The organism is Micromonospora sp. LOL_023, assembly GCF_048060115.1.
In the GTDB taxonomy this organism is placed as follows: domain Bacteria; phylum Actinomycetota; class Actinomycetes; order Mycobacteriales; family Micromonosporaceae; genus Micromonospora_E.
Window position 1 is genome coordinate 55,890 of sequence record NZ_JBHMIM010000029.1, and the last position, 26,760, is coordinate 82,649.

Sequence of the window (26,760 nt, forward strand, 5' to 3'; positions counted from 1 at the left end):
GGGGCGATCCGGTCGCCCGTGGCGATCATGCCGGACCGCAGGTGGATCGGGTTGCGCCGAGCAGGTGGTGCGGGTCAGGGGTGTCCGGGTGGGAGGGGCCGGCCGCCCACCCGGACACCGGTCCTCAGTTGTCCGGGAACAGCAGGGCGTAGTCCGCGTAGGCCATCGCCAGGTCTGCCTGTGCCCAGAACCGGTGGTACTCGAACTGCGGCTCCGGTCCACCGTTGAGGTACGCCTCGACCTTGGGCCAGTCCGGGTCGTTCCGGTAGAACGAGCGGATGTCCAGGAAGCTCTTGCCGGACTGGATCACGTCACCGTTGGGCATGGTGCCCCGCCACCCGTTGGGCACGTAGAGCCCTTGCCCGGTGGAGGCGTTGTAGACGTCGTCGAAGCGGCGGTAGTCGCCCCGCGTCTCCACCGTGGTCACGCCCTTGGGCCCGGCGTTCGCGTGCAGCGCGTCCAGCAGACCCTTGGCGGTGTCCCGGGCCTCGGTGTTGCCGGACCTCGCCGCGTACCACATCAGGGTCCGGGCGTAGGCGGAGGCGACACCGACGTCCTGGCCGTAGCCGACGACCTCGACCCGCAGGTTGTTGTTGGCACCCGGGCTGGTCGCGTTCCAGGTGTCCGGCGCACCGCTCCAGCGCATCGTCGACGGAATCGAGAAGTCCCCGCCGGTGCCGATGTCGGTATGCGAGAGCGCCCACGGGACCCACTTGTCCAGGATCCGCTTCGCGCGCGCGTCACCGGTGACATGGTAGAGCTCGGCGACCCGCTGCAGCGACCAGACCTGCATGCCGAACCACTCGTTGCTGCCCGGGTCGTGGTAGACCGGGTGCTCCGTGTAGTACATGCCGTAGAAGGTCGGGGTGCCGGCCGGCGGCTGGGCGTAGGAGCCGTTCCAGCTGTTGGTGGCACCGCCGGCGATCGCGCCGTCAGCGGACTGCAGCCACTGGTAGAACTCCATCTGCCGGTTGAGGCTCTGTGTCCAGTCCTGGCTCGCCGTGGCACCACGCGGGCGTAGCTCGGGCACGTTGGTCAGCGCCCAGGCAGCGAACGGGTTCTGGTAGCCGAAGTGGTTGTGGCTGGAACCGATCCGCCACGACCACGCCGCCGAGGTGTCGGTCGCGCCGCCCCAGGCGTAGTACCAGGACATCAGGTAGTGCGCAGAGTCCTTGCCGGTGCCGGCCGGGCAGCTGGAGGCACCGACGCAGTTGCCGATCCGCTTGAAGTACTTGTCGAACATCGCGTACCGCAGGTAGTCGCCCATCCGGGCGGCCTTGGCTACGGTGGCCGCGATATCGGCCTGCTTGCCCTGCGCCCGGGCCCAGATCAGCGCCCAGTAGGCGGCCTGCACCGCGCGGGCGTCGGCGTCCGGGGCGTTGGTGTACTTCCACTGCGAGGCCGGCGCGCTGCTTTCCGCGACGAACAGGTCAAGGTAGCCGTTGGTACCGCCGTGCCGCTTGGTGTCGCAGGACGGCTGCGGGACGGTCTCCCACACTGACTCCTGTGGACCACGTTGGAAGGTGTTGATGTACGCGGGACGGGTGGTGCCGTCCCCACAGCGGCCGAAGCCGTACACGTTGTCCACATCAAGCAGCCAGTGCATGCCATAGATCTCGCCGGTGCCGTATGCCGACTGCAGCTCGCGGCGGAGCGGGTCGGCGCCGACCGGCACGTTCTGGTCCAGCCGGGAGGGGTATTGGTTGGGCTGCAGGTACTCGGCGGCGTACTGTGCGGTGCCGGCCACGCCGGCGGTCGGCTGGTCGGCGCTGCCCGGGATGATGTAGCGCTCCATCACGGTCCAGGCGTTGTTGAAGGGTGCCCAGTTCTGCGTCACCCGACCGTAGCTGGCCTCCAGCCAGATCCAGAAGCTGAACGCCTCGGAGGTGGTCTCGTGTCCGTGGTCCGGGGCCTCGACGATCAGGGTCTCGATCGAGTGGTACGGCACGCCTTCTGGGCTGAAGTATCCCGAGTTCTTGATCTTGCCGTACTGGTCGAGGAAGCGCGCGATGTAGTCGTTGTCGCCGCCCGGCGTGTCATTGTCGATCTCGGTGACCACGACGGACAACGGCGCGATCCCGCTCGCCGAAGCGGTGATGGTGGCGGTGCCGGAGACGGTGTCGCTGTCCTCGGCGGCCGAGACGGTAACCGTCGCCCCGGTGTTCCAGTTGCTCGGGGTGAAGGTGAACGACGACGGCGTACGGGTGATGCTGCTGTCACCGGCGATCGCCAGGGTGACCGGCAGGTTGCCGGTGGGCGCGGAGCTCAGCCGCAGGTTGAAGGTCGCGCTGCCACCTTCGTTCACACTGACCGACGAGGGTGTGGCCACCAGGGACGGCCCGGTACTGCCCGGGCTCACGGTGAAGGCCCGCTCTGCCGTGGCACTGGCACCGGCGTTGTCGTAGGCCCGGGCCTGCACCGTATAACTACCGGCTGGCAGCGCTGACAGCACGTACTGGTACGGGCTGGTCGTGTCGGTGTTGACGAGCAGCCCGTTGCGGTAGAACTCGACCCGGGCGATCGTGCCGTCGGGATCGCTCGCGGTGGCGGTCAGCGGCACGTCGGCAGGGGCGACGAACGGGCCTGCCGGCACGGTCAGGCCGACGGTGGGTGGCTGGTTGTGCTGGGCGCCGTTGCAGGTGACTCCGTTGATGGAGAACGACGTCGGCTTGGGGTTGGACCCGGTGTGCGTGCCGTTGAAGCCGATACTGGTGGACTGCCCGGTGGCAAGATTGCCGTTCCAGCCCGCGTTGGTGGCGGTGACCACGTTGCCGGACTGGGTCCAGTTGGCCGACCAGCCCTGAGTGACCCGCTGGCTGCCGGGGAAGGCGAAGCGCAAGGTCCAACCGGTGATGGGGTCACCGAGGTTCTCGATCGTCACGTTGGCGGTGAAACCGTTGTTCCAGTCATTGGTCGCATAGACGACGTTGCAGGCGGTGGCCGCGTTGGCGACGCCGGGGACGACGGCGACACCTCCGACGACCATCACGCCAGCGGCGAACAGGGCCAGCCGCCGTCTCGTCGCGGTCAATCTCATGTGGTGGGTTCTCCTCGCGAACCAGGCCGAGGCAATGGGGGGTACGCCTCAGCTTGGCGCCGTATGCGCGGTGGGCGATGTCGTGGAGCAGCGCGTCGGACGCATGGCGCCGGATTAGTGGTGAACCCGTCCCGGACCGGGGTCGACATACGACCGGAGGTGCCGGACAGGCGGCTCCGGTTCACTGCGTGGCGCCGTGCCGACCTGATGTGGTCGACCGCCCTCGGCTGCCCCTGTCGCGCGGTCTGCTGGCTCCCATCCGCGATGGTCGACAGTGTTACATGGGAGCGCTCCCGCATTCAAGGGTCAACCCAGGCCGATCCCCGCGAGGTGGTCCTTCGACCCGCGTTGAGCTGGCATTGTCCTGGCGCCACCGAACCTGCACCGACGGTCGGATGGCCACTGACGTGTTTCGATCTCGTTTTGGGTCTTTCACAAACCCGTGACGGGGACTACAGTCCAAAACCAACGTCGATGGGAGCGCTTCCATCGATGGACTTGGCAACACTCGTGAAATCGCACCGTGTTCGCGGTGCTACACCGCCCAGGCGGGAACACCTACCGATCGTAAAGCTGACGGCGGGCCAGCCCGGACTCCGCCGGCAGCTGCAGACACCACCCGGGAGGAGGTGGATCCAGAGCCACTCGCGTGGCCCGGCTCCCGCGCGTCACGCACGATCTGGACGCCAAAACCGCTCGTGCGTGAGAGCAACTGATGGTGGGGACGGGGGTTGCCCTCCCCGTCCCCACACCAATTTTCCGATCACGGCGGGAAATCCAGCCGATCCCCCCACCCTCGCGACCTGTCCGGCGCGCCCCCGCGCCCCGTGCCGCACCAGCAGTGGACGGGATACCACTGTCGAGGAGACCTCAATGGCCGTACTTTCCCGCCGGCACCTGCAACGCCGGGCCGAACAGTCCGCGGCCAGCGCCGCCCACCGCGCAGCGGCAACCGCCGCGACCGGCGCCCCGCGCGACGCCGGAAGCCACCGGTTCACCGACACCGTAGGGACCTGCTCCGGTAGAGAGGGCGACGATGGTACCGCCCAGCAGGCTCCCCGGCCCGCTCCCGAACGGCCCCTCGGGCTCCACTTCCCCAGCGGATTCCGGTGGGGCGCGGCGACCTCCGCGTACCAAATCGAAGGCGGCGCCAAGGAGGACGGGCGCGGCGAGTCGGTGTGGGACACCTTCAGCCACACGCCGGGACGCACCCGGGCGGGTGACACCGGCGACGTCGCCGCCGACCACTACCACCGGTATCACGACGATCTTGACCTGATGCGTGACCTCGGGCTGCACAGCTACCGGTTCTCAATCTCCTGGCCCCGGATCCAGCCCGACGGCACCGGCAAGCCCAACCAGCGTGGGCTCGACTTCTACCGTCGGTTGATCGACGGCCTGACCGCTCGTGGCATCGAACCCATGGCCACCCTGTTCCACTGGGATCTGCCGCAGGCCCTGCAGGACGTCGGCGGCTGGGAGTCGCGCGACGTCGCCTACCGGTTCGCCGACTACGCGCAGAGCCTGTTCCACACGCTCGGCGACGCGGTACCGGTATGGCTGACCATCAACGAACCGAAGACCGTGGTCCAGAACGGCTACCTCAGCGGCCACCACGCCCCGGGCCGGTCGGACCCGGACGCCGCCTACCTGGTGGCCCACCATCTGCAGCTGGCACATGGACTGGCCGTACAGGCGCTGCGCGCCAGTTCCGCCGCCTGCCGCATCGGCCCGGCGTTCAACCTGCACCCCTGCTACCCGGCCGACGACAGCGCCGCCGCGGCCGCGGCCGCGCGGCTCTACGACGGCTACGAGAACCGGCTCTACCTGGACCCGGTCTTCCTGGGCAGTTACCCCGCCGACGTGCTGGCCGATCTCGGCCCGGACAGCCGGTTGGCGCGCGGCATCCGTGACGGCGATCTCGCGATCGTCGCCGCGCCGGTCGACCTGCTCGCCGTCCAGTACTACACGCCGATCTACGTCACCGGTGACGGCCAGACGGTACGACGGTGGACGACTTCGGAAGCCGACTGGCAGCAGATCTACCCGGACGGCATGCTCGACGTCCTCACCAGGGTCTACCGCGACTACGGCGCGGTACCGATCACCATCACCGAGAACGGGCTGCCCACGCCGGACCGGATGGCGCCCGACGGCACGGTGGACGATCCGGGCCGGATCAGTTTCCTACGCGACCACCTGGCCGCCGTCCACCGCGCGATCAGCACCGGCGTCCCGGTGGAGAGCTACCACGTCTGGTCACTCATGGACAACTTCGAATGGGCCGAAGGGTACGAGCAGCGCTGGGGCCTGATCTACGTCGACTACCCCACCCAGCGCCGGGTCTTCAAGCGCAGCGCGCACTGGTACCGGCGGGTCATCGCCGAGCACGCCATCTGAGGTCCGCCCTGCGGTGGAACCTGACGTCAGGTACGCCGGAAACCGCACCGCCCGCGTTCACATACCGACAGACTGTGGCCATGGTCTTCGGTTCCGGTCTACGGCTGGACCGCCGGTACGTGCTGGCCGACCGGATCGGGCTGGGCGGCATGTCCGAGGTCTGGCGCGCCAGCGACGATCTACTCGACCGGGCGGTCGCGGTGAAGGCGTTGGCACCACCGATCGCGCCATCGGTGCGGGCCGCGTGCCAGCAGGAGGCACGGGCGGCGGCGCGGATCACCCATCCGCACGTCACCCAGGTTTACGACTACGGCGAAGCGGAGATCGACGAGGACCAGGTCGTTCCATACCTGGTGCTCGAGCTGGTGGAGGGCGAGAACCTCGCAGCCAGACTGGCCACCGGGCCACTTCCGTGGCGGGCCGCGATCTGGCTCACCGCGCAGGTGGCCAGTGGGCTGGCCGCCGCCCACCGGATCGGCGTGGTGCACCGTGACATCAAGCCGGGCAATGTGATGCTGACCGCCAGCGGAGCGAAGATCCTGGACTTCGGGATCGCCGCGGTGGTCGATGGCCGACCGGCACCGGACGCCGGCTGGCTGCTCGGCACTCCCGCGTATGCCGCCCCGGAGCGCCTGCGGCACTGCCCGGTGCATCCGGCGGCCGATGTGTACGCCCTCGGCGCCATCTGCTACGAGATGCTGACCGGCGCTGCACCGCTGCCGGCTAAAAGTTGGCGCGAGGCAGCCGCTCAGCTGGACCGGGCCGAGCTGCCACCCCGACCAGCCGTCACCGGGCTACCTGCCCAGGTGGCCGAGATCTGTCTCGCCTGCCTGCGCCGCGATCCGGCCGACCGGCCGACGGCCACTGAAGTGGCATCGGCGCTGCATGCCGCCCTCGGCGTCGTCGTCGAGTTTCCGCTGCCCGACCGGGCCCGGACCGGCTCGTTCTCCGGCGGCCACACGCTCGTGGAGCAGGCCGTCCCGCCGGCGCGGTCGGCCGGGTGGGGCGGTCGTCGCGGCCCGGTAGGGGTCGCTTCGACACCAGCGGCCCGGCTACCAATTGCCGAACCCGCAGATTCCCGTGTCCGAAGTGGCGAGCGGGCACGATCGCCGCTCGCGGTGGTAGGCCTCGCCGGGGCCGGCGCTGCCGCCGTGATCGCGTTCGTCCTCGTGGCGACGTCGTTCCTGGTGGCGCCGCCGCCGGCCGGCAGTCTCCGGTCGGCCGCATCGCCGCCGGCGAGCACGGTGCCGCTCGCAACCACGCGACCGCCGGTGGGGTCGAGGACCGCTCAGGGTGGGGCGGACGCCGTGCCGCCGGAGTCGCTGGCCTCGGCGGCGCTGGTGGTCGAACAGTTCGATCTGATCGTCGCCGATGGATCGACCACCGGGATGATCAGGGCCGATGCCGCCGCTGATCTGCGTGACGCAGCCGACGGCCTCCGGCTGTCGATCGCTGAGGGCACGACGACCGGCCAGTTGCAGGACCGGGTAGGTCAACTGCGGCTACGGCTGGCCGGTCATCGGCAGGAAGGCACAGTGGATACCGAGGTCTCGATCAGACTCGACCTCATGCTGGCGGCGTTGGCCGCCGACGCCGCCGACGACTGAGTACCGCCGGCCCAAAAAATCAGCGCGGCAGAGCCTGCTTGGAGATCAGCGCGGCAGAGCCTGCTTGGAGATCAGCGCGGCAGCGCCTGCTGGAGTTCGGCGCGCAGCGCCGGGGTCAGCATCTCACCAGCCTGCTTCGCCAGCCGCGCCATCTCGTAGCCCACGACGCCGATGTCGGCGTCGCTGGCCGCGAGGGTGGCGAGAATGGAACCGTCCCGGATATTCATGATCAAGAAATAGCCGCGTCCCATCTCGACGACGGTCTGCTTGACGATATCGTTGTCGAACATCTGCGCGGCGCCACTGGTGATGCTCATCAGGCCAGACGTGACCGCCGACAGCTTGTCGGCGTGATCGCGTGGAAGGTGGTCGGAAACCGCGACGAGCAGCCCGTCGGACGACACCACGATCGCATGGGCGACCCCTGGCACGCGCTCCGCGAACGCGCTCACCAACCAGCTAAGGTCTTTTGCCTCTTGGCTCAGCGTTCTCACTGTTGCTCCTCCTCACCCCGACGGCCGGCCGGCGCCAGGGTCATCTCGCTGGTGTCCTCAGATTCAGCCCGTCGCACGCCACCATAGAAGCTGGAGAGCATGCTGCTCACCGCGTCGGGATCCGGCTCGTCGTGGACGGCAGGAACGGGGGGCGCGGCGGAGTTGCTGGCGACCGGCAGCGAGGCCATCGGCACCCGTACCGGAAGGCCCTTGCTGCTGGTTCCGGCGGTCACCGGGACCACCGGCGGGGCTGGCGTCGGCGGCAGCGGAGCGATCGGTCCGCGTTGCCGTTCCCACCACACGCTGCTGGCGCTGGCGACCACGGCGCCGCCAGCCGAGGCGAGGATGTCCTCGGCACGTGCCGGCATGTTGCGCTTACCGGTGCGACGCGACACCGCGTTCCGCTCGCCGGCACCGTCCGGTCCTGCTGGCGAGGACGGCAGTTGCCGGACGGTAGGCGCCACCGGCAACTGCCCTACGGTCGGTGCCGCTAGGGGGCGCGGCGGGGTCGGCACCGGCGACGGCGCGGCGGGCAGTGCCGGTTCTTCGGCGTACGGCTCGATTTGGCGCGGCGCGGGTGGGACGAACGCCGGGGCGATTCCGTCGACGGCCGTCGGCGGTCGGCCTGCGACAGGTTCACCCGCGCCGGCCCGCGCCGCGGTGCCGACCGCCCGCATCTCCCGAGTCGGGTAGTCGGTGACCTTGCGTCCGGCCGGCACCACGTAGGAGACGTCCTGCTCCGGCGGCGGGGCGAGAACCGAACCGGGTAGCCACACGTTGGCGATCAGCCCGCGCTCGCCGGACCGCAACCGGACCCGGACAGCGAGTCGGGCGGCCAGGTGACTCACCACGAACAGGCCCATCCGCTCGGACGCGGCGACGTCGGCGTCGGGCGGTTCCGCCAGGGTCATGTTGGCCTGTTCCACCGACTCGGCGGACATTCCCATGCCCTCGTCGGTGATCTCCAGCAGCACCGCCTGCGGGGCGTACTCGTAGCCGGTGACGTGCACGTTCGAGTACGGCGGGGAGAACGCGGTGGCGTTCTCAAGCAACTCGGCCAGCAGGTGAACCAGGTCGCCGACGGCGTGTCCGACGATGTACAGCTTGTCTTCGACATCGTGGCGGATCCGTGGATACTGCTCGATCTCGGCGGCAGCCGCCAGCGTGACGGCGGACAGCGCCACCGGCCGGCTCCAACGACGGCTCGCTTCGGTGCCGGCCAGCACCAACAGGCTTTCGTCGTTACGGCGCATCCGGGCGGCGAGGTGGTCGAGCTTGAAGAGGTTGTCCAACTGTTCCGGGTCGCCCTCGTCGCGTTCCAGGTCGTCGAGGAGTTCGAGTTGCCGCTCGACGAGCACCTGGCTACGGCGGGCGAGGTTGACGAACATCGCGTTGACGTTACGACGCATGACCGCCTGCTCGACCGCGACGGTCACCGCGCTTCTGTGTACGGCGACGAATGCCTCGGCGACCTCGCCGATCTCGTCGCGGGTACGCACCGCGGCCGGTGCGATCTCGATCTGCGGCACGCCGGACTGCACCGACCGGAGCCGCTGCAGGGTGTCGGGCAGGTCCAGCTGCGCGACCTGCAACGCCTGGCTCCGCAGCGTACGCAGCGAACGGGCGATGGACCGGCCGATCGCCACCGAGGTGAGCAACGCGATGAACAGCACGCCGAGTACCGCTCCGGCGACCAGCAGGGTGCGCTGCAGTTGCTGATCGCTGCGCGACTCGGCCAGGCTGATCGCGTTGCCGAGGACCGTCGACTCGACCTGGCGTAGCAGCTGGTGCCGGTCCTGGCTGGCAGACCACCACCCGTTCGGCTCCAACACCGCCGGACTGGCCGAGCCACCGACGATGGTGGTCTCCTCCATCTGGACGGCGGCGACGAACCGCGGGTCGGCGGCGGCCTCACCGTAGCGGGCGATCTGGTTGCTCGTCGCGGTGATCCGGAAATCGGCGAGCGCGGTCAACTGCTGGGCCCGCAGGTCGGTCAGTTCGACCACGTCCTCGGGAGCATACCGGCCGGCCCGGGCGGCGGCGTAGAGCTGTGCCCGGATTCGCGAACTGAGCTCCTTGACCCGGGCCAGTTGCACGTTGCGCAGCACGGCCTGGGTCAGGTCGGTACGTTCGATACCGGGTGACGGCTCGGCCAGCAGGGTCAGCAGGGCGTCGATGGCCCGGGTGTAGTTGCCGAAGACGGTGTCCGCGCCCACCGCTCCGCCGGAGATGGACGCCCGCAGCGGCCCCAGTTGGGACAGCGACTCCGACACGCGGCTGTACGCCACCTGCCAGGCGGCGTCCCCGCCGGCCTGCGGGTCGGCGACGGCCCGGAAGTCGGCGATCCGCCGGTCGACCGCGTCGTAGTGGACCTGCAGTGCCTGCTCGCTTTCCACCGGGTCGAACTGGACGGCGCTCTGGCGGGCGGCGAGTTCGCCCGCTGACCGGTCGCGCTCCTGCTGGAGTTCGTGGATGAGCGCCGTGGCCTGCTCGCCGACCTTCACCTGGCGGGCGAACTCGTTGAGCACGGTGGCCTGGCCGACCAGCGAACCGGTCTGCACCGAGGCGACCACCAGGAACGCCACCGACGGAATGACCAGTACGGCCGCGAGCTTGGCGCCCATCCGCCAGTCACGGGGGCGCAGCCGCAACCGGCGACGGTGCGGTGGTACCCCGTCGCTGTCTAATGGGCGACGGCGAGGAATGGACACCGCGCCGTCGGACGGGTCACCGGGACCAACCACCACGCCTCCTCGCAGTTTCCCCGGCGCTTGCGAAGCCGGGGAGCGGAGTCCATCCAACCAGGCCAGGTTCTGCTGTCAACGCGGCGACCTGCGGGAAGACTCACGAAGGATACAGTGGCTGACTGGCGGGTAGCTTACTCGCCGAGTCACCATCAACCGTCTGGCCGATGTCACGGGCCACCCCGGACCCATCTCGTCGACCGAGAGCAACCAGAGCAGCACCGACAGCTCCGACCTCGGGCTCCGGCATGTAGCGGACCCGACGTGGCGCCAGAACGACGCCGAACGCGCGACGCCACCAGTCGGAAGCGGCGAGTGCGCCCCCGCCGAGCACCACCTCGGTCACCGGAGCCTCCACCATCGACTCCAATTTGCCCAGATCACCGGCGATCTGCCGGCAGACGCCTTCCATCAGTCCGGCGAAGATGTCGACGGCGGTGGTGCCGAAACCGAGCCCGCGCAGCTCCCCCGCGCCGGCCGGCGCGCGGCCGGGCGGCCGGTCACCACCGAACCGGGGATCGGCCGGCACCCCTTCGCCGGGCTCGATCAGGCCCAACGCCTGCTCCAGCTCGGCACCCTGCGGCAGCCGCAACTCCCGGTTGGCCCAGCTGTAGAGGTTGCCGCCGGCCGAGTAGGCCCGGCCGGTGACGATCCGGGTGTGGTCGACGCGGTAGCGCCACAGGGGGTCCGGCAGCGGCGGCAGTGGAACACCGGCCGCCGCGTCCTGGACGAGCCGCACCGCCGCCGACGTTCCGACGGTCACCGCCACCCGGGTGGGATCGAGGCATCCGGAGCCGACGTTCGATGCGGCGCCGTCACCGATCGGCGGGGACCACGGCACCCCGGCCAGCGCCGGCCAACGGTGGGCGAACTCGGCCCGCAGCTGCCCGTGCCAGTCGGCCGCCGCGAGCTCCGGCAACTCCCCGGGACGTGCCGCGGCGAGGTCGGCGGCCTCCGCGTCCCAGTCCATGGTGACGAGGTCGAGCATTCCCGTTCCAGAGGCCTGGGACACCGACATCGGCGCGGCGCCGAGCAGCCCGGCCAGCACGTACTCGGGCAGCCCGACGAACCGGGCCGGCCGGCCGCCGCAATGCCGCCGCAGCCACGGCAGCCGAACCGTCCAGTAGAAGCGGTGCCACCATGCCCCGGTGCGTTGGTGGAAGTCGTCGGCGTCGCCCGGGTGGGCGGCACCAGGCAGGGCACTCGGTCGGGTATCCAGCCAGGTCATCAACGGGCCGATCGGCGAGCCTGAGGCATCCAACGGCAGCACCGAGTGCCACTGCGCGGCGGTGGCGACCAGCTCGACCCCGTCGAGTTGGCCGGCGGCGTTGAGATCGTCCAGACAGTCGATGAGGGCTGCCAGGTAGTCGGCGGGGTCGAGGGTGGCGGAACCGTCGCGGTCGACGGCCAGGGCGACCTTCCGCCGGGCCAGGGCACCCGGTTGGGGCATGGCCGCGTTGTCGAGGATCAGGCCGCGCACCGACGAGGTGCCGAGATCGAGGGCGAGGATGCTCATCGCCCGTTACGGTACCGAGCCACCGGGCCCGAGCGGTACGCTGTCGCCATGCTCGCGTTCGCTCGTCGCTGGTGGCCCGCCGATCAGGCGGCCCTGCCCCGCGTCTAGCACGCACCCATCTGGCCGCCCGTCGAGGCGGCCGTCGGGTCACCACAACCGTCTGCGACCTCGCCGGGCTGCCCCCTGACCAAGGGGAGTCGCGTTGACCAGACACTTGTCCGACCTGCTGGCCGATGTCCGATCGGGTACCGATCCGGGCCCGTTCGCGCTGCTGCGCAGGGAAGGCACCGACCTGGTGGAGGTGCTGGCCGGTACCGCACACCAGGTGGACCGGCTGGCGGACATCCCGCTGCCACCGGGCCCGGCGACCCGGCCGGCGACCCTGGCGGTCGTGCCGTACCGGCAGATCGCCGAACGGGGTTTCGCGTGCATCGACGACGGCGCGCCGCTGGAGTGCGTCCGGGTGTCGGCGTACCAGCAGGTGCCGGTCGCCACGGCGATGGCCGCCCTACCGGCCGCCCCGGTGGTCACCACCCGTGGCGGTTTCGACATCACCGACGACGAGTACGCGGAGCTGGTCGCCACGGTGCTGCGTGACGAGATCGGCGGCGGCGCCGGTGCGAACTTCGTGCTGCACCGCACCTACCGGGCGCGGCTGGCCGACGGTGCGTCGGCGACCGCCGACGGACAGGGGCGTTCGGCGGCACTGACCGCCGGGTTGAGCGCGCTCCGCCGGTTGCTGCGCGACGAGCGTGGCGCCTACTGGACCTTCCTGATCTACACCGGCACCCGGGTGCTGGTCGGGGCGACACCGGAGCGGCACGTCAGTGTCAGTGACGGCCTGGCGATGATGAATCCGATCAGCGGCACGCTCCGGCACCCGGACGGCGGCGACCCTGACCTGGACAGCGTGCTGTCGTTCCTCGCCGATCCGAAGGAGGTCGACGAGCTGTACATGGTGCTCGACGAGGAGCTCAAGATGATGGCGACGGTGGCCGAGCACGGCGGCCAGGTCGTCGGCCCGTACCTCAAACGGATGTCCCGGCTGAGCCACACCGAGTACCTGCTCGCCGGACGCAACTGTCACGACGTACGCGAGGTGCTGCGCCAGACGATGTTCGCACCCACCGTGACCGGCAGCCCCATCGAGAACGCCTGCCGGGTGATCGCCCGCCACGAAGTCGGCGGGCGGCGATACTACGCGGGTGTACTCGCGCTGCTCGGCCACGACGACGCCGGCGGTCAGACGTTGGACGCGCCGATCCTGATCCGGGCCGCCGAGATCGGTCTCGACGGCGACGTACGGGTGCCGGTCGGTGCGACCCTCGTCCGCCACTCCACGGCCGCCGGCGAGGTCGCCGAGACCCATGCCAAGGCCTCCGCCGTCCTCGCCGCGCTCGGACTGAGCTCGCGGTCGGCGTCGTCGGGGGCGTCGGGGGCGTCGGGGGCGTTCGGAGCGCCCGGCGCGGTGCCGGCTCCCGAATCCGGGGTGGCGGCCCCGGTCACCCGACCGGAACACCCCACGGTGGCCCGCGCGTTGGCCGCCCGCAACGACCGGCTGGCCGAGTTCTGGCTGCGGCAGCGGTCGCCCGGGGCGATGGTAGAGCCCGCGCTGGCCGGTCGGCGGATCGTGGTGGTCGACGCCGAGGACAGCTTCACCGGCATGCTCGTCCACCTGCTGCGCGCGTTGGGCCTTCGGGTACGGATCGTCGCCTGGGAGCAGACCGCCAGGGTCGACCTGGCGGACGCTGACGTGCTGGTTGCCGGTCCCGGTCCGGGGGATCCGTCCGATCTGACGGATCCACGGATGGTGGCGCTGCGCGACGTGGTCGATCACGCGCTACGGCGTGGACAACCCCTGCTCGGTATCTGCCTGGGTCATCAGGTGCTGGCCGATCGGCTGGGGCTGGTGGTGTCCCGCCGACAACTGCCCTTCCAGGGACTCCAGCGGGAGATCGACTTCTTCGGCGTGCCACGCCGGGTCGGCCTCTACTCCAGTTTCACCGCCCACGGCACCGACGATCTTCTGTCCACCGCGCACGGTCCCGTGCAGCTGTGTCGGGACGCCGCCGACGGCGCGGTGCACGCCCTGCGCGGGCCCGGGTTCGCCGGGGTGCAGTTCCATCCCGAATCGGTGCTCAGCCAGGACGGGCTGCAGATCCTCCGGGAGTTGCTCACCGCAATTCTGCCGCCGGGTGCCGCCGGCACGTTGATCCGGCAGAGCAGTGCCGAGTGCGGCCGCGCAGGAACTATCAGGTACGGCGGGAGTGCATCGCGCCCGACGGGGTAGCACCAGCCAGACCGGGGTAGCACCACCGGGATCGGCGGTACCGGGCGGGTCGAGAGCCCGTCTGCGGACCGCCGATCCCCGTTCACCACCGATCCCCGTTCACCACCGTAGGGCTGGCTCACCGCGGCCGAGTGCTGTCGGTGTCGTCAGGCTCAGGAACTGGCCAGTCCACGCTTGACCGCGGTGGCGATCTCCACCACCCGCCGGGCGGTCAACGTCGTGGCGGTCAACGCGGTCTCGTCCGGCGGCACCTCACCGTTGTTGCTGGTGTGGGACCCACCGTAGGGGTTACCGCCGATGAACTGACTCGGCTCCACATATCCGGGAGTGACGACGATTCCACCCCAGTGGTAGACGACGGTGTAGAGCGACAGCAGCGTGGCTTCCTGGCCGCCGTGCGCGGTGGCGGTCGAGCAGAAGCCGGAGAACACCTTGTTGACCAGTGCGCCCTTGGACCACAGCGGCCCGCTGCCATCGATGAACTGTTTGAGTTGCGCGGCCATCACCCCGTACCGGGTGGGGGTGCCGAAGATGACCGCGTCGGACCAGGTTAGGTCGTCGAGTTCGGCCTCCATCACGTCCTCGGTCTCCATCCGGTGGGCATGCCAGCCGGAGTTGGAACGGATCGCCTGCTCTGGGGCGAGTTCCCGCACCTTGCGCAGGCGTACCTGCGCGCCGGCCTTCTCCGCAGCCTCGACCGCCACCTGCGCCATCTGGTAAGTGGTTCCGGTGGCGCTGTAGTAGATAACCGACACCTTGATCGCGTCGTCCATCGATTGCTCCTCATGGTTCGGCTCGAAGCTGCCCTGGTACCCCGCTACCCGTTCGTTGTCGCGGCAAACGCCACGCGACAACGCACTCGGCCAGCAACGCACTCGGCCGATGGCACCGTACGACCGATGGCCGGCACGAATCGACATCCGCGCGGATCGGCGTGCGACGGCCGGCCCGACGGGCAGCTCACAACGCTGGATCCGGGAATGTGCACGAACGGACCCTGGGCGGCGTGTTCACGGAGTAGGTAGATTTCGTTACAGCCCGGTCGCCGGCGACGTCGACACACGCTGCCCCGCCCCTGAACGAGGAGGTGTGCGATGCGCGATCGCGAGTCGCCCGCGTTGGCGTTCGATGTTCCTGGTCTGCCGCCGGTGAAGAACCAGGCGCTGTCGATGTTCACCGCCGGTAGTCGCCAGGCCCTCCGGGTGCGGATGCTGCTCACCGCGGCGTGCGACGCCGCGCAACGCACCGGTTGGACGCCACTGACCGAGCCGGTGGCGCTCGAGGTCGTGGTCCGCCGTCCCCACCGGCACCACCTCGGTGACGCGACGAACTTCCTCGGCGGTATCGGCGACGTCCTGCAGGACAAGCACCGGGTGCCGCCGGGCAGCGTCGCCCATCTCGGTGTGCTGGTGGACGTCGCGTTGTTCGTCGACGACCGGCAGATCCAGCAGATCAGCTACCGGGAGGAACCGGCCGACGAGCCGTCGTACCGGGTGAAGGTCGTCTCGCTCGGTTGAACGCGGCCGCGACCGGTCCGGCCATGGCCGGGTTTGCCGGCCATGGCCGCCGGGGTACCGCCATGGTCGGGAGGAAGACGCCGATGTCCGAACCGCAGGTACCACTCCAGCCGCAGGTGAAGCTGGACCCCGTCAGTCTGCCGACCGCGACCCGCCACCTGCATGATCCGCTCGAGCAGCAGCTGACCTCGGCGGTCCGGTTGGCCACCAACCTGGTGCGGGCCGACTACGCGGGTGAACCGGTGGAGCAGGTGTGCCGGCGGTTGCTCGACGAGACCAGGTCCGCCCTGCATCCGGATGTCGCCGCCGGCTTCCAGCCCGACATGGACGAACTCGGCCGGGTGGCCGAGGCGATCGTCCACGACGGGCAGCTACCACCACCGCCGACCGATGGTCGCGGGCCGGCCTGAACCTGGTCCACCCGGTCCGGTTCGGTCACCGGGTGACCAGCGCCGCCACCTCGTCGGCGCAACCCCAGCTGAGGGTCACCCCGGCACCGCCATGCCCGTAGCAGTGCACCAGACGGGAGATGCCGGACGGCGGGCCGGGATCGACGTCGACCCGCGCTCCGCCGTGGCGCGCCGGCCGAATACCGACGTACTGGCCGAGCACCGGGGCGGCGGCCACCTCCGGAACCAGCTCGGCGCAGCGGGCCCGGATCGCCCGGCTCGTCGCCGGATCGGGTCGGAAACCGTCCAGGTCAGACGAACTGTCGTCGGATGCGGCCACGAGCGGATCGAATGTGCCACCGAGCACCACGTCGCGCCGACGTGGATGGACGTAGGCCACCCCGGCCGGATGGCCCTCGTCCCTGACCGAGGTGGCGACGCCGGGATTGGCCACCACGACCACCTGCCCGCGCACCGGATGGACCGCCGGATCGGCCGCCAGCCGGCCGGCGGCCAGCCCGGTCGCGTTCACCACGACCGGGGCCACCTCGGCGGCCTCGGACAGCGCGGCGAGCCGCCGCTGGTGCAGCACTCCCCCGGCGGTCCGGAACCGGTCGAGCAACCAGCTCAGGTACGGCCGCATCTCCACCGTCGGCACCATGCACCGCCATTCGGCGACCACCCCGGCGGGTCCGGTCGTGGTGACCGGGCAGTACCGCAGATCCGGCACGGCCGCCGCCCACCAGGGTGGTTCGTCGACCGGCGCGCGCAGTAGCATCCGGGTCGGCCGCATCACCACCCCGGTCGCCGGGGTGTTGGCCTGCGCGGCGAACTCCTCGAAGGTGCGCCGGGCCTGGTCGAGGACTCTCGGCGCGGCCTCGGTACGGGTCGGATACCAGACGGCGGCGGCGAGGGCCGACACTGTCCGCTCCAGCGGGTCCGCGCTGACGACCGCGGTCCGCAGGCCCCGTTGCTGCAGCCTGATCGCACAGGACAGTCCGATCATCCCGGCCCCGACGACCACCACGTCGACCAACCGTCCGTCTCCTTCTCAGCCGTGTGCGACGTCCACCGCCACGATGTGCAGTCCGTCGCGGGTCAGTTCGATGATCCGTACCGGAAGCGCCTGGTCGGCGCCGGCGGCGGCCTCGACCCCGACACCGTAGGTGACCCGACCCTCGAAGTCACCGGCGAAGCCGTACCCACGCAGGTTCCCGAACCGAAGCTCCGGTCGCGGCGAGCGGCGCACCGACGTCCGGCCCTGTCCGTCGTGGGCCTGCGCGGAGACGAAGCGGATCTGCAGAAGACAGTTCCCGGGCAGGTCCAGCGGCTCGCCACTGCCGTCGAAGACGATCTGCGGCACGTATCCGACCTCGTAGGACGGAAACCCCGACCGGAACGCGAACGTCATCCGACCGAACGCCGGCTTCGCCGAGGGATGATCGGCGGCGTCGATCTCGATCAGGTACGGCAGCGGCGGCTGCGGCGCAACCGGCGGCCGGACCTCATGGTCGACCCGTACCGGTTCCACCGGGACCGCCCACCCGTACCGCACCCGGTAGCTGTCCGGGGCGGGGCCGGGCGGACCGTCCCGGCCGTCCCGGCCGTCCCGGCCGTCCCGGGTCAGTTCCGCGGTGGGTGCCCTACCTTGTCGCGGCGACGACCCGGATTCGGCCGGCGGGCCGGCACCGCCGGCGTGCCCGGCCGGCGGCGACCCGGCCGCCACCGGGCCGGACCGCTCGGCTGGGACGCAACCGGCGGCCATCAGGACGACGGCGAGACAGACGAGCATCGGTACGCGCAGCGCAATCATGCCGGGTTGACGCGCGGCGGTCGGCGGCGGTTTACCCGTGAGCGTCACCCGACCGCGACCGGTCCACCGTCCTGGCCTCGGGGCAACCGCCCGGCGACGATCGAATCAGGACCGCCACTTGATCGAGCAACCCATGCTGGGCTGCTGCGGCTCGGGGACCGGCCGGCCGGCGAGCACCGCCTCGATCGCGCCGCGCAGGGCCTCGCCGGTGACCGGCTTGCCGTTGCCGGGGGTCGAGTCGTCGAAGGCCCCACGGTAGGCCAGGGTGCGGTCGGCGCCGTACAGGAAGAAGTCCGGGGTGCAGACGGCATGGTAGGCCCGCCCGACCTGCTGGCTGGCGTCGACCAGGTAGGGAAAGTCCCACCCGGCCCGCTGCGCCTGCTCGACCAGTTTCTCGGGCGAGTCGTCCGGGTACGCCTGGGCGTCGTTGGTGCAGATACCGACCACCGCCAACGACGGATAGCCGGCCAGCACCTTGCCGAGTGCCGCCTCGATGTGCTGCACGTAGGGACAGTGGTTACAGACGAAGGCGACGAGCAGCGCCGGCGAACCCGCGAAATCGTCCCGGCGGATCACCTGACCGGTGGGGTCCGGGAGAGCGAAATCGGGGGCCGGGGTGCCCAGCGGCACCATCTCTGAGGTGACAGCCATGCCGCCACCCTACCCTCGGGACCGGGGTCCGAACCGCCGGCACGGATGCCGCTGGCTTCACCACTCAGGGGGCATGAAGCCCCGCGCCGTGACACCAGTCTGTTGCTGACAGTGTCTGGTCCGGCCCGCTGAAGGCGGCGGTGCTGCTCGGTGGCGCGTGGCCCGTGCTGCGGGTCCAGCCGGCACCGCCACCGCGCTGCTGTTCGCGGCGATGCACACCCAGCGGATCGGTTCCGGACCGCTGGCCGAGACGGTCGCCGTGGTGCTGGTGTTCAACGGCGGGTTCGGCTGTTCCTCGGCTACCTGCGGGCGCCATACCGCAACATCTGGGCGCTGATCCTGGCCCATGGGGCGGTCAACTCGCTCACCCTGCTACCGATCTTCATCGGGTAGCGGGCCCGCCTCCGGCCGGGACATAGTCGAATTTTGGACCCCTCGGGGTCGGGCCAGTAGGTGGCGAAGCCGACGCCACAGCGGCGCCAAGCGAACTCCGCGAGGCCGTCGCGCCGCGTACCTGGTCGGCACCCGGAGGGCGGGGCGGTACCGCCACGTCGCTGCGGCTGCCTGGCAGCCAGCATCCCGGGTGGTCGCCTCGACTGGCGACCACCCGGGATGCTGCACTTGGGTCAGTTGGCAGGTCAGAGCTGGTTCAGTGGCACGGCCAGGTCGGTGACGTGGTACTTCTTCGGAAAGTCCCCGGCCTTTTCGGCCGCACCGGTCAGAATGTTGATCTTGTAAAGACTGCTGTGACCGTTGGCGTCCAGGGCCGCGAAGCCCTGCACGGCGACCGTGCGGCCGTCCCGCACCGTGCTGTAGATGTCGAAGCCGGCGTTCGGGTGAGGTTCGACGCCGAGCGCGCCGGTGCCGGCGAGCTGGCCGGAGTTGGCCGGAGACTGGAGCGCGATCTGGCCGAGGTTGGTGTCGAGGTCGAACAGGGTCGTGGCCGTCGCGGGGTCGAGATCGTTGTTGGTGTACGCGGCACCGGTCAGTCCGGTCGCGGTTTCCGGTGCCGGCGGGTAGGTGAGGGTGCCGTCGACAACGGTGGAGCCGCCCGGGTTGACGTCGTGGCGCAGGTTCTGGCCCGCGTCACTGATGACCCGCAGTCGGTCGGCGGCCGGGTTGAAGTCGACACCGTAGTACTTGCCCTGCAGGGTGACGCTCAGCTGGCTCACCTTCTCCGCGGCGACGGCGCACAGGTCCAGCAGGTAGATGCCACCGGCGTTGCCGACCCCGTACAGTTCGCCGTTCTGGACCCGGTAGTCGATTCCGAGCAGGTAGTCGTCACCCTGCAGATCGCCGCCGACCGTGCCGATGTCGTGCGCCTTTCCTGGTGCGTCGACATGGAAGATGACCAGTTTCTGGTCGACGGTGAGCCCGACCGAGATGAGCCCGCCCTTGCCGTGGTGGTCCCGGCCGTGGTGGTCCCTGCCACCGCTGTCCTTGGCACCCCCGCCCGCCCCACCTCGCTGCACCGCGCAGCCGGACCGGTCAGGCCCGGTCGACGACTCGACCTGCGGCTCAACTCCGCTGTCGGAGAAGGCCGGCACCGCCGTGAGCGTGGTGGTGACGGTCGCGGCCACGCCGACCAGGCCCGCGAGGCCCGCGAGCACCAAGCCACGGTTGAGCAACTTGTTCGCCATGTCATACCTCTTCTTCCCGATGTGGTGACGGAGGCCCGGCTTGCGGACCTGGGAAGATGACAACATCTCGCAGGACACCAGGTAACTGGAACAACACCAGTTCGCCCATTGGAGGAATCGGGAAGCACTGGTCGCGCCCCGCACCCTGAGCTGCTACCGGCACCAGCCGTCCCAGATGGCCGCAGCCGCACCTTCGCGCCCTTGCGTCGCGCGCACCGCAGGCGGGACCATGCGATGGACAGCTGTCGTCGGGTCCAGAGCACCTGGTCGACGACACCGACGGAAGGGTGTCCATGGACGACACCGACTGTGTCATCGCTGGCGGCGGACCCGCCGGGGTGATGCTCGGTCTGCTGCTGGCCCGGGCCGGAGTGCGGGTCGTCGTCTGTGAGAAGCACGCCGACTTCCTGCGTGACTTCCGTGGCGACACCGTGCATCCGTCCACCATGCGGCTGCTCGACGAGCTCGGCCTGGGCGCCCGCTTCGCCGCCCTGCCGCAGAGCCGGATCGAGCAGATCGCCTTCCCGACGCCTGGCGGCGGGCGGATCGTCGTCGGCGACCTGCGCCGGCTGCGTACCCCACACCCGTATATAGCGATGGTGCCGCAATGGGACCTGCTCAACCTGCTGACGGACGCGGCCGCCGCCGAGCCGACGTTCGATCTGCGGATGAGCACCGAGGTGACCGGGTTGCTGCGCGACGGCGATCGGGTCACCGGGGTGCGTTACCGCAGCGCCGACGGCGGCACCGGTGACATCCAGGCCGCGCTGACGGTCGGCTGCGACGGTCGCTGGTCGACGGTGCGGCGGGCCGCCGGGCTGCACCCGCGTGAACTGCCGGTGCCGATCGACGCCTGGTGGTTCCGGCTGCCCCGGCACGACAGCGACGACCTGACCGGCCTGGCACCGGCCGCCGGTCGCGGCGCGTTCATGGTGGTGATCGGCCGGGAAAGCCATCTGCAGATCGCGTACGTCGCCCGCAAGGGCACCGACGCGCAGTTGCGCGCCCGGGGCGTCGAGGCGTTCCGCCACGAGGTGGCCGCGATCGCCCCCTGGCTCGCCGACCGGGTCGACTCGGTGTCGGCCATGGACGACGTCAAGCATCTCGACGTCCGGGTCAACCGGCTGCGCCGCTGGCAGCTCGACGGCCTGCTCTGCATCGGCGACGCGGCGCACGCGATGAGCCCGGTCGGCGGGGTCGGGATCAACCTGGCCATCGCCGACGCGGTCGCCACGGCGACTCGGCTGGCCGACCCACTGCGGCGCCGGGGCCGAGTCACCACGACGGAGTTGGCTGGCGTCCAGGCCCGTAGGGCGCTACCCACCGTCGTGGTGCAGGCGATGCAGCAGGCCCTGCACCGCAACCTGGTGCGGCCGATCCTCGATGGCCGGCGGGCCGGCCCGCCGGCTCCGGTGCTGACGCTGATGCGCCGGCTCCCGCAGGCATCGCTGCTACCCGCCTATCTGATCGGCATCGGGCCGCGTCCCGAGGACGCACCCGACTTCGCCCGCCGGCCGCCCGCGCCGACCTGACGGCTCGACCCGGCCTGGCACCGGGCGAGCCAGCGCGCGGTCAGCCGTCCGGGTGCTCGGGGCGGTCGGCCCGCACGGTGAGGATCAGGTCGGCGACCAGCGCCGTCCAACCGGTCTGGTGCCAGGCACCGAGGCCGGCACCGTTGTCGCCGTGGAAGTACTCCGGGAAGGCGATCAGGTCCCGCCAGTCGGGGTGCTGCTGAAACGTCTCGCAGGCACCGTAGATCGGCCGCCGGCCGTACCCGTCGCGCAGGAACAGCGAGATCAACCGGTGCGACAGGTCGTCGGCGATGGCGTTGAGCGTCCGCTTCGAGCCGGAACGGGTCGGGAACTCGATCAGCAGGTCGTCGCCGAAGAAGGTGGCGAAGTCGCGCAACGCGCAGATCAGCAGATAGTTGGTCGGCATCCAGATCGGACCCCGCCAGTTCGAGTTGCCACCGAACAGTCCGCTGGCCGACTCGGCCGGCTCGTACCCGACGGTGAAGTCCTGCCCGCCGAGGGAGATGGTGAACGGCTCGTCGAGGTGCTGGCGCGACAGTGTCCGCAACCCGTACGGGGAGAGGAACTCCTCCTCGTCGAGCATCGGCGCGAGGATCCGCACGATCTGGTCCGGTCCGACCATCGACAGCAACCGGTGCTGGCGGCCGTCGCCGGCCAGCCGGCGGGCGCCGATCACGTCGGCGTACTCCGGTTTGTTGGTCAGGAACCAGCGCAGTCGCGCCCCCAGCTCGGGAAGCCGGGCGATGGTGCCCGAATGCAGGGTGGTGGTGGCCGCCAACGGCAGGAGCCCGACCACCGAGCGGACCTTCAGCGGCATCGTGTCACCGTCGGGCAACCGCAGCTGGTCGTAGAAGAACGAGTCCTCCTCGTCCCACAGTCCCTGGTCGTACGCGGCGGCCGCGATGTAAGCGAAATGTTCCAGAAACTTCGTGGCGATGTCGGTGTACGTGTGGTCGTGCACCGCCAGGGTGAGCGCCATGTCGAGCATGTTCAGCGCGTACGTCGCCATCCACCCGGTGCCGTCGGACTGTTCCAGGACGCCGGCCACCGGCAGCGCCGCCGAACGGTCGAACGGTCCGACGTTGTCCAGCCCGAGGAAACCGCCCTCGAAGACGTTGTTTCCGTTGATGTCCTTACGGTTGACCCACCAGGTGAAGTTGAGCAGCAGCTTGTGCATGATCCGGGCGAGGAACTCGAAGTCGCGCCGACCGTCGATCTCGAACACCCGCAGCGCGGCCCAGGCGTGCACCGGCGGGTTGACGTCGGCGAACGCCCATTCGTACGCGGGGATCTGCCCATTGGGGTGCATGTACCACTCGCGCAGCAGCAACAGCAGCTGGTCCTTGGCGAACTGCGCGTCGACCCGGGCCAAAGTGGAGCAGTGGAATGCCAGATCCCAGGCCGCGTACCAGGGGTATTCCCACGGGTCCGGCATGGAGATCACGTCGAAGCTGTTCATGTGCCACCAGGCGGCGTTGCGCCCGTGGGTGCGGCCTTCCGGCGGTGGCGCGCTCGACGGGTCACCGGCGAGCCACTGGGCGACGTCGAAGTGGTAGAACTGCTTGCCCCAGAGCACTCCGGCCAGGGCCCGGCGGGCAACGAGCCGCTCGTCGTCGGTGGCGGCGGCCGGGATGACGGTGTCGTAGAAGCGGTCGGCCTCGGCCTGCCGAGCGGCGAGGACGGCGGCGTGTCCGGCACCGAGGTTGAGCCGGGGCGGCCGATCGTTGTTCGGCGGCGGAGCGGTCAGCGTCATCCTCAGCCGGATCCGGTCCTCGCCGCCGGCCGGCACGTCCAGCACGTAGTACAGCGCGCCTTTGGTGCCGGTGAGCTCGGGGTTGACGGTCTCCTCGCCGTTGACGACGTGGTCGTTGATGCCGTCCTTCGGGTACGGGGTCCGCGAGTCCTGCCCCCAGAGCCGCTCGGCGTTGCTGTCGTTGTCGCACAGCAGCGGGGTCGGGTCGCCGTCGCCCTGCAGCACCAGCTGCCCCAGCACCCAGTGATGGCCGACGAGGCGGTCCCGCTCGCCGGTGAGCACCGGGATCTGGTCGCGGCCGGGCAGCCCCCAGCTCCAGGTGTTGCGGAACCACAGGCTGGGTAGCACGTGCAGTCGAGCATCGGTGTCGCCGCGGTTGGCCACGGTGATCTCGATGCACATGTCGGTCGGCCCGGCCTTGGCGTAGTCGACGGTTACCGCCCAGTACCGGTCGTTGTCGAAGACGCCGGTGTCGACCAGTTCATACTCGGTCTCGTCGCGGCCGCGCATACCGTTGACCGCGACGAGGTCATCGTAGGGAAAGGCGGCCTGCGGATAGTGGTAACGCCAACGCATCCAGGAGTGGGTGGGGGTGGAGTCCTCGTACCACCAGTACTCCTTGACGTCCTCGCCGTGGTTTCCGCCGTCACCGCCGAGGCCGAACATCCGCTCCTTGAGGATCGGGTCTTCACCGTTCCACAGGGCCAGCCCGAAACAGAACGTCTGCCGGTCGTCACAGATACCGGCCATGGCATCCTCGTTCCAGCGGTATGCCCGCGATCGGGCATGATCGTGTGGGAAGTAGTCCCACGCCGTACCGTGCTCGCTGTAGTCCTCCCGAACCGTGCCCCATGCCCGCTCTGACACGTAGGGCCCCCATGCCCGCCACGGCTGCTCGCCCGCGTCGGCTTCCGCCAACCGGGTGCGCTCCGGATCACGATACGTCCGCTTGGAGTTGACCATGGCGGTCATTCTCCCTGGAACGTGTTTCCGGCACTTGTCGGACCACCATCTTGCCGGCCCGCCAGCGCCGGCCGCCCGGCCCGATCGCCTCCACCTCGCCCCACCCGGTTCGCCCCGCACCGATCCTGTCCCGTCGGTTCACCAGTCCTGGAGGAACATTGCTCGACATCACCTTCGGTCCGCAGGTCTGCGGCGACCTGACCGCCGGCGCCAGCCGGGAGTGGCTGGTCACCGACGGTCGTGGCGGCTACGCGATGGGTACGGTCAACGGCCTGCGTACCCGGCGCTACCACGGTCTGCTGGTGGTCGCCGGGGCGACTCCGGCGGCCCGGCGGGTCGGGCTGGTCAGCCTTGATCCGGCGGTGACCCTGCCGTCGGGCGCGCAGGTCCGGCTCGGGGTGCACGAGTGGTCATCGGGCGTGGTCGACCCGCCCGGTCACACGCTGCTGGAGCGCTTCGACCTCGCCGACGGGGTGCCCCGCTGGCGGTGGCGCATCGGCGACGTGGTGATCGAACGTGAGGTCGCGATGGTGCACGGCACGCCGTGTGTAGCGGTGACCCACCGGCTGGTCAGCGGCGGCCCGGTGACGCTGACGCTGTCCGCGGTGACCACCTGGCGGGACGCGCACGGCGAACGGCACGCCGACGCTCCGCCGCCTCGGATGGAGAACGTCGACGGCGGGGTGGTCGTCGAGGGCGCGTTCCGGGTGCACGGCCCGGACTGGGTGCCGGCGGGAAACTGGTGGGACGGGGTCTACCACCGTGAGGAGGCGGCGCGCGGGCTGCTGGCCGAGGAGGACCTGTGGTACGCGGGCAGCTTCACCGCCACTCTGGCCGCCCCCGGTGACGTGGCCGAGGTCACGGCGTGGGCGGAGCATCTGGAGCAGCGTCCAGAGCCGGCGGTGGCGATCGTCGGGGCCGCCCGGGTGCGCAACCGGGCGGTGGTGGCCGCCGCGAAGCCGGCGGACGCGGTCGACGCGACCCTGGCGTTGGCGGCCGACGCGTTCGTGGTGCGCACCGGCGTCGGCCCGGACGTGGTGGCCGGCTACCCGTGGTTCGGCACCTGGTCGCGGGACACGATGACCTCCTACGAGGGGTTGTTCCTGGCCACCGGGCGCGCCGACGAGGGCCGTGAGCTGCTGCGCGGCTACGCCGCCACGCTGTCGGAGGGGATGCTGGCGAACACCGCCGACACCGGTCACGTGGAGTACAACACCGTCGACGGCACCCTGTGGTTCCTGCACGCGGTGGACCGGCACGTCACCGCGACCAGCGACATCGACCTGGCCGACGAGCTGCTGCCGGCGCTGCGCGAGGTGGTCGCGGCCCATCTGCGGGGCACCCGCTACGGCATCCGGGTCGACTCCGCCGACGGGCTGCTCACCGGCGGCGCCAGCGGCGAGGCACTGACCTGGATGGACGCCCGGGTGTACGGGGTGCCGATCACCGCCCGGGAAGGCAAGCCGGTCGAGGTGAACGCGCTGTGGGTCAACGGGCTGGCGGCGGTGAGCGAGTTGGCGCAACTGGTGGACGGGGATCCGGGGGCGGCGGCGACGGTCTACCCGAAGGCGTACGGGTCGTTCCGGGCCCGCTATCCGGCCCCGTCGGGTTGGCTCTACGACGTGCTGGACGCCCCGGCGCAGTATCCGCTGGGCGGTGATCCCCATGCCGACGACGACGCGTTGCGCCCCAACCAGCTGCTCGCCTGGTCGTTGCCGTACGCCCCGTTGGAGCCGGATCCGGCACCGATCCGGGCGATCGGCTCGGCGCTGCTGACCCCGCTGGGGTTGCGTAGTCTGGCTCCGGACTCGGCCGGCTACCTGGGCCAGCACCGGGGTGGGCCGGCCCGCCGGGACGGCGCCTATCACCAGGGGACGGTATGGCCGTGGCTGCTCGGCCCGTACGTGTCGGCGGCCCGCCGGGCCGGGCTGGACGTCACCGACGTCTTCGCCGGGTCGACCGCGCACCTGAGCGAGTACGGGCTCGGGTCGGTCAGCGAAACGGCTGACGGGGATCCGCCGCACGGCGCCACCGGCTGCCCGTTCCAGGCGTGGTCGGTAGCCGAACTACTGCGGGTCCGACAAATCTGATCCGCTGCCGTTACATCAGCGCAACGCGAACGTCTTCCCTGGTTATCCCGATGCCGGCAGGATTGTCGGTAACCCAACGACGCGTCAGCACCCGCAAATGGTGTCTGATCGCGCACGCCCAGCACCGAACACACCTGAAGATATTGAGGGGGGTCTGTCGATGTCACCTACCGCCGACGTGATCGACATCCGTGCACCACGGTCACAGCGGGTGTTGATGCTGTCCTGGGAGTACCCGCCGGTGGTGGTGGGTGGACTGGGCCGGCACGTGCACGCCCTCTCCGTCGCCCTGGCCAACGCCGGCCACGAGGTCACCGTCGTCAC

General features: G+C 70.3%; 19 protein-coding genes. 9 read left to right on the plus strand and 10 right to left on the minus strand.

All coding sequences use genetic code 11. The features are described 5' to 3' along the window. Positions 1-124: 124 nt before the first annotated feature. Positions 125-3,037 (minus strand): glycoside hydrolase family 48 protein, encoded by a 2,913-nt coding sequence (locus tag ACFHVL_RS17115; protein ID WP_416628993.1) that lies wholly within the window; start codon positions 3,035-3,037, stop codon positions 125-127. Positions 3,038-3,910: 873 nt separating this feature from the next. Here ACFHVL_RS17115 and ACFHVL_RS17120 point away from each other — a divergent pair. Together ACFHVL_RS17120 and ACFHVL_RS17125 are read left to right on the plus strand one after the other, a co-directional pair. Beyond that, positions 3,911-5,437 carry a GH1 family beta-glucosidase gene (locus ACFHVL_RS17120; RefSeq protein ID WP_416628994.1) on the plus strand — a complete coding sequence of 509 codons (1,527 nt, stop codon included), beginning with the start codon at positions 3,911-3,913 and terminating at the stop codon, positions 5,435-5,437. Between the two features lie 80 nt (positions 5,438-5,517). Further along, on the plus strand, positions 5,518-7,044 hold the full coding sequence (locus ACFHVL_RS17125; RefSeq protein ID WP_416628995.1) for a serine/threonine-protein kinase: 1,527 nt from the start codon (positions 5,518-5,520) through the stop codon (positions 7,042-7,044). Between the two features lie 71 nt (positions 7,045-7,115). Here the strand turns inward: ACFHVL_RS17125 and ACFHVL_RS17130 are convergent, their stop codons facing one another. The 3 genes from ACFHVL_RS17130 to ACFHVL_RS17140 all read right to left on the minus strand — a co-directional run bounded on the left by ACFHVL_RS17130 (position 7,116) and on the right by ACFHVL_RS17140 (position 11,798). Beyond that, positions 7,116-7,529, minus strand: coding sequence for a roadblock/LC7 domain-containing protein (locus ACFHVL_RS17130; protein WP_326555604.1), 414 nt, complete (start codon positions 7,527-7,529; stop codon positions 7,116-7,118). Positions 7,530-7,534: 5 nt separating this feature from the next. Then, on the minus strand, positions 7,535-10,189 hold the full coding sequence (locus tag ACFHVL_RS17135) for a nitrate- and nitrite sensing domain-containing protein (RefSeq protein ID WP_416628997.1): 2,655 nt from the start codon (positions 10,187-10,189) through the stop codon (positions 7,535-7,537). Positions 10,190-10,382: 193 nt separating this feature from the next. Then, the gene (locus ACFHVL_RS17140) at positions 10,383-11,798 is read right to left on the minus strand and encodes an FGGY family carbohydrate kinase (protein ID WP_416628998.1); all 1,416 of its coding nucleotides are present in this window, start codon (positions 11,796-11,798) and stop codon (positions 10,383-10,385) included. Between the two features lie 202 nt (positions 11,799-12,000). Here ACFHVL_RS17140 and ACFHVL_RS17145 point away from each other — a divergent pair, with 202 nt between their 5' ends. Beyond that, complete coding sequence (locus ACFHVL_RS17145) at positions 12,001-14,088, plus strand: anthranilate synthase family protein (protein WP_416628999.1); 2,088 nt, start codon at positions 12,001-12,003, stop codon at positions 14,086-14,088. Between the two features lie 152 nt (positions 14,089-14,240). Here ACFHVL_RS17145 and wrbA read toward each other — a convergent pair whose 3' ends face one another. Continuing rightward, entirely contained in the window at positions 14,241-14,861 is a 621-nt protein-coding gene (gene wrbA, locus ACFHVL_RS17150; protein WP_416629001.1) for an NAD(P)H:quinone oxidoreductase, read from the minus strand. Between the two features lie 321 nt (positions 14,862-15,182). On the opposite strand from wrbA, the gene ACFHVL_RS17155 reads away from it, so the two are divergent. Together ACFHVL_RS17155 and ACFHVL_RS17160 are read left to right on the plus strand one after the other, a co-directional pair. Next, on the plus strand, positions 15,183-15,605 hold the full coding sequence (locus ACFHVL_RS17155; protein WP_416629003.1) for a hypothetical protein: 423 nt from the start codon (positions 15,183-15,185) through the stop codon (positions 15,603-15,605). Positions 15,606-15,688: 83 nt separating this feature from the next. Continuing rightward, a complete protein-coding gene (locus ACFHVL_RS17160; protein WP_416629004.1) occupies positions 15,689-16,015 on the plus strand; it encodes a hypothetical protein in 327 nt (108 codons plus the stop codon). A 25-nt stretch (positions 16,016-16,040) separates the two neighbouring features. Here ACFHVL_RS17160 and ACFHVL_RS17165 read toward each other — a convergent pair whose 3' ends face one another. From ACFHVL_RS17165 to ACFHVL_RS17175, 3 genes are read right to left on the minus strand one after another with little or no spacing between them, the layout of a single operon-like run. Next, positions 16,041-17,021, minus strand: a complete 981-nt coding sequence (locus ACFHVL_RS17165; RefSeq protein ID WP_416629025.1) for an FAD-dependent oxidoreductase — start codon at positions 17,019-17,021, stop codon at positions 16,041-16,043. A 24-nt stretch (positions 17,022-17,045) separates the two neighbouring features. Next, positions 17,046-17,855, minus strand: coding sequence for a hypothetical protein (locus ACFHVL_RS17170; protein ID WP_416629006.1), 810 nt, complete (start codon positions 17,853-17,855; stop codon positions 17,046-17,048). Between the two features lie 57 nt (positions 17,856-17,912). Continuing rightward, positions 17,913-18,458, minus strand: coding sequence for a thioredoxin family protein (locus ACFHVL_RS17175; protein ID WP_416629007.1), 546 nt, complete (start codon positions 18,456-18,458; stop codon positions 17,913-17,915). 157 nt (positions 18,459-18,615) lie between these two features. Here ACFHVL_RS17175 and ACFHVL_RS17180 point away from each other — a divergent pair, with 157 nt between their 5' ends. Continuing rightward, positions 18,616-18,795, plus strand: a complete 180-nt coding sequence (locus ACFHVL_RS17180; protein ID WP_416629009.1) for a hypothetical protein — start codon at positions 18,616-18,618, stop codon at positions 18,793-18,795. A gap of 301 nt (positions 18,796-19,096) precedes the next feature. Here ACFHVL_RS17180 and ACFHVL_RS17185 read toward each other — a convergent pair whose 3' ends face one another. Beyond that, complete coding sequence (locus tag ACFHVL_RS17185) at positions 19,097-20,098, minus strand: DUF4394 domain-containing protein (protein WP_416629011.1); 1,002 nt, start codon at positions 20,096-20,098, stop codon at positions 19,097-19,099. 293 nt (positions 20,099-20,391) lie between these two features. Here ACFHVL_RS17185 and ACFHVL_RS17190 point away from each other — a divergent pair, with 293 nt between their 5' ends. Further along, on the plus strand, positions 20,392-21,630 hold the full coding sequence (locus ACFHVL_RS17190; protein WP_416629013.1) for an FAD-dependent oxidoreductase: 1,239 nt from the start codon (positions 20,392-20,394) through the stop codon (positions 21,628-21,630). A gap of 40 nt (positions 21,631-21,670) precedes the next feature. On the opposite strand, the gene ACFHVL_RS17195 is transcribed toward ACFHVL_RS17190, so the two are convergent. Further along, positions 21,671-24,355, minus strand: a complete 2,685-nt coding sequence (locus ACFHVL_RS17195) for an MGH1-like glycoside hydrolase domain-containing protein (RefSeq protein ID WP_416629014.1) — start codon at positions 24,353-24,355, stop codon at positions 21,671-21,673. Between the two features lie 149 nt (positions 24,356-24,504). Between ACFHVL_RS17195 and ACFHVL_RS17200 the strand changes: the two genes are divergently transcribed. Further along, on the plus strand, positions 24,505-26,436 hold the full coding sequence (locus tag ACFHVL_RS17200; protein WP_416629015.1) for an amylo-alpha-1,6-glucosidase: 1,932 nt from the start codon (positions 24,505-24,507) through the stop codon (positions 26,434-26,436). Between the two features lie 97 nt (positions 26,437-26,533). Continuing rightward, positions 26,534-26,760 (plus strand): glycogen/starch synthase (locus ACFHVL_RS17205; RefSeq protein WP_416629017.1); only part of this gene is annotated, 227 nt, incomplete at its 3' end.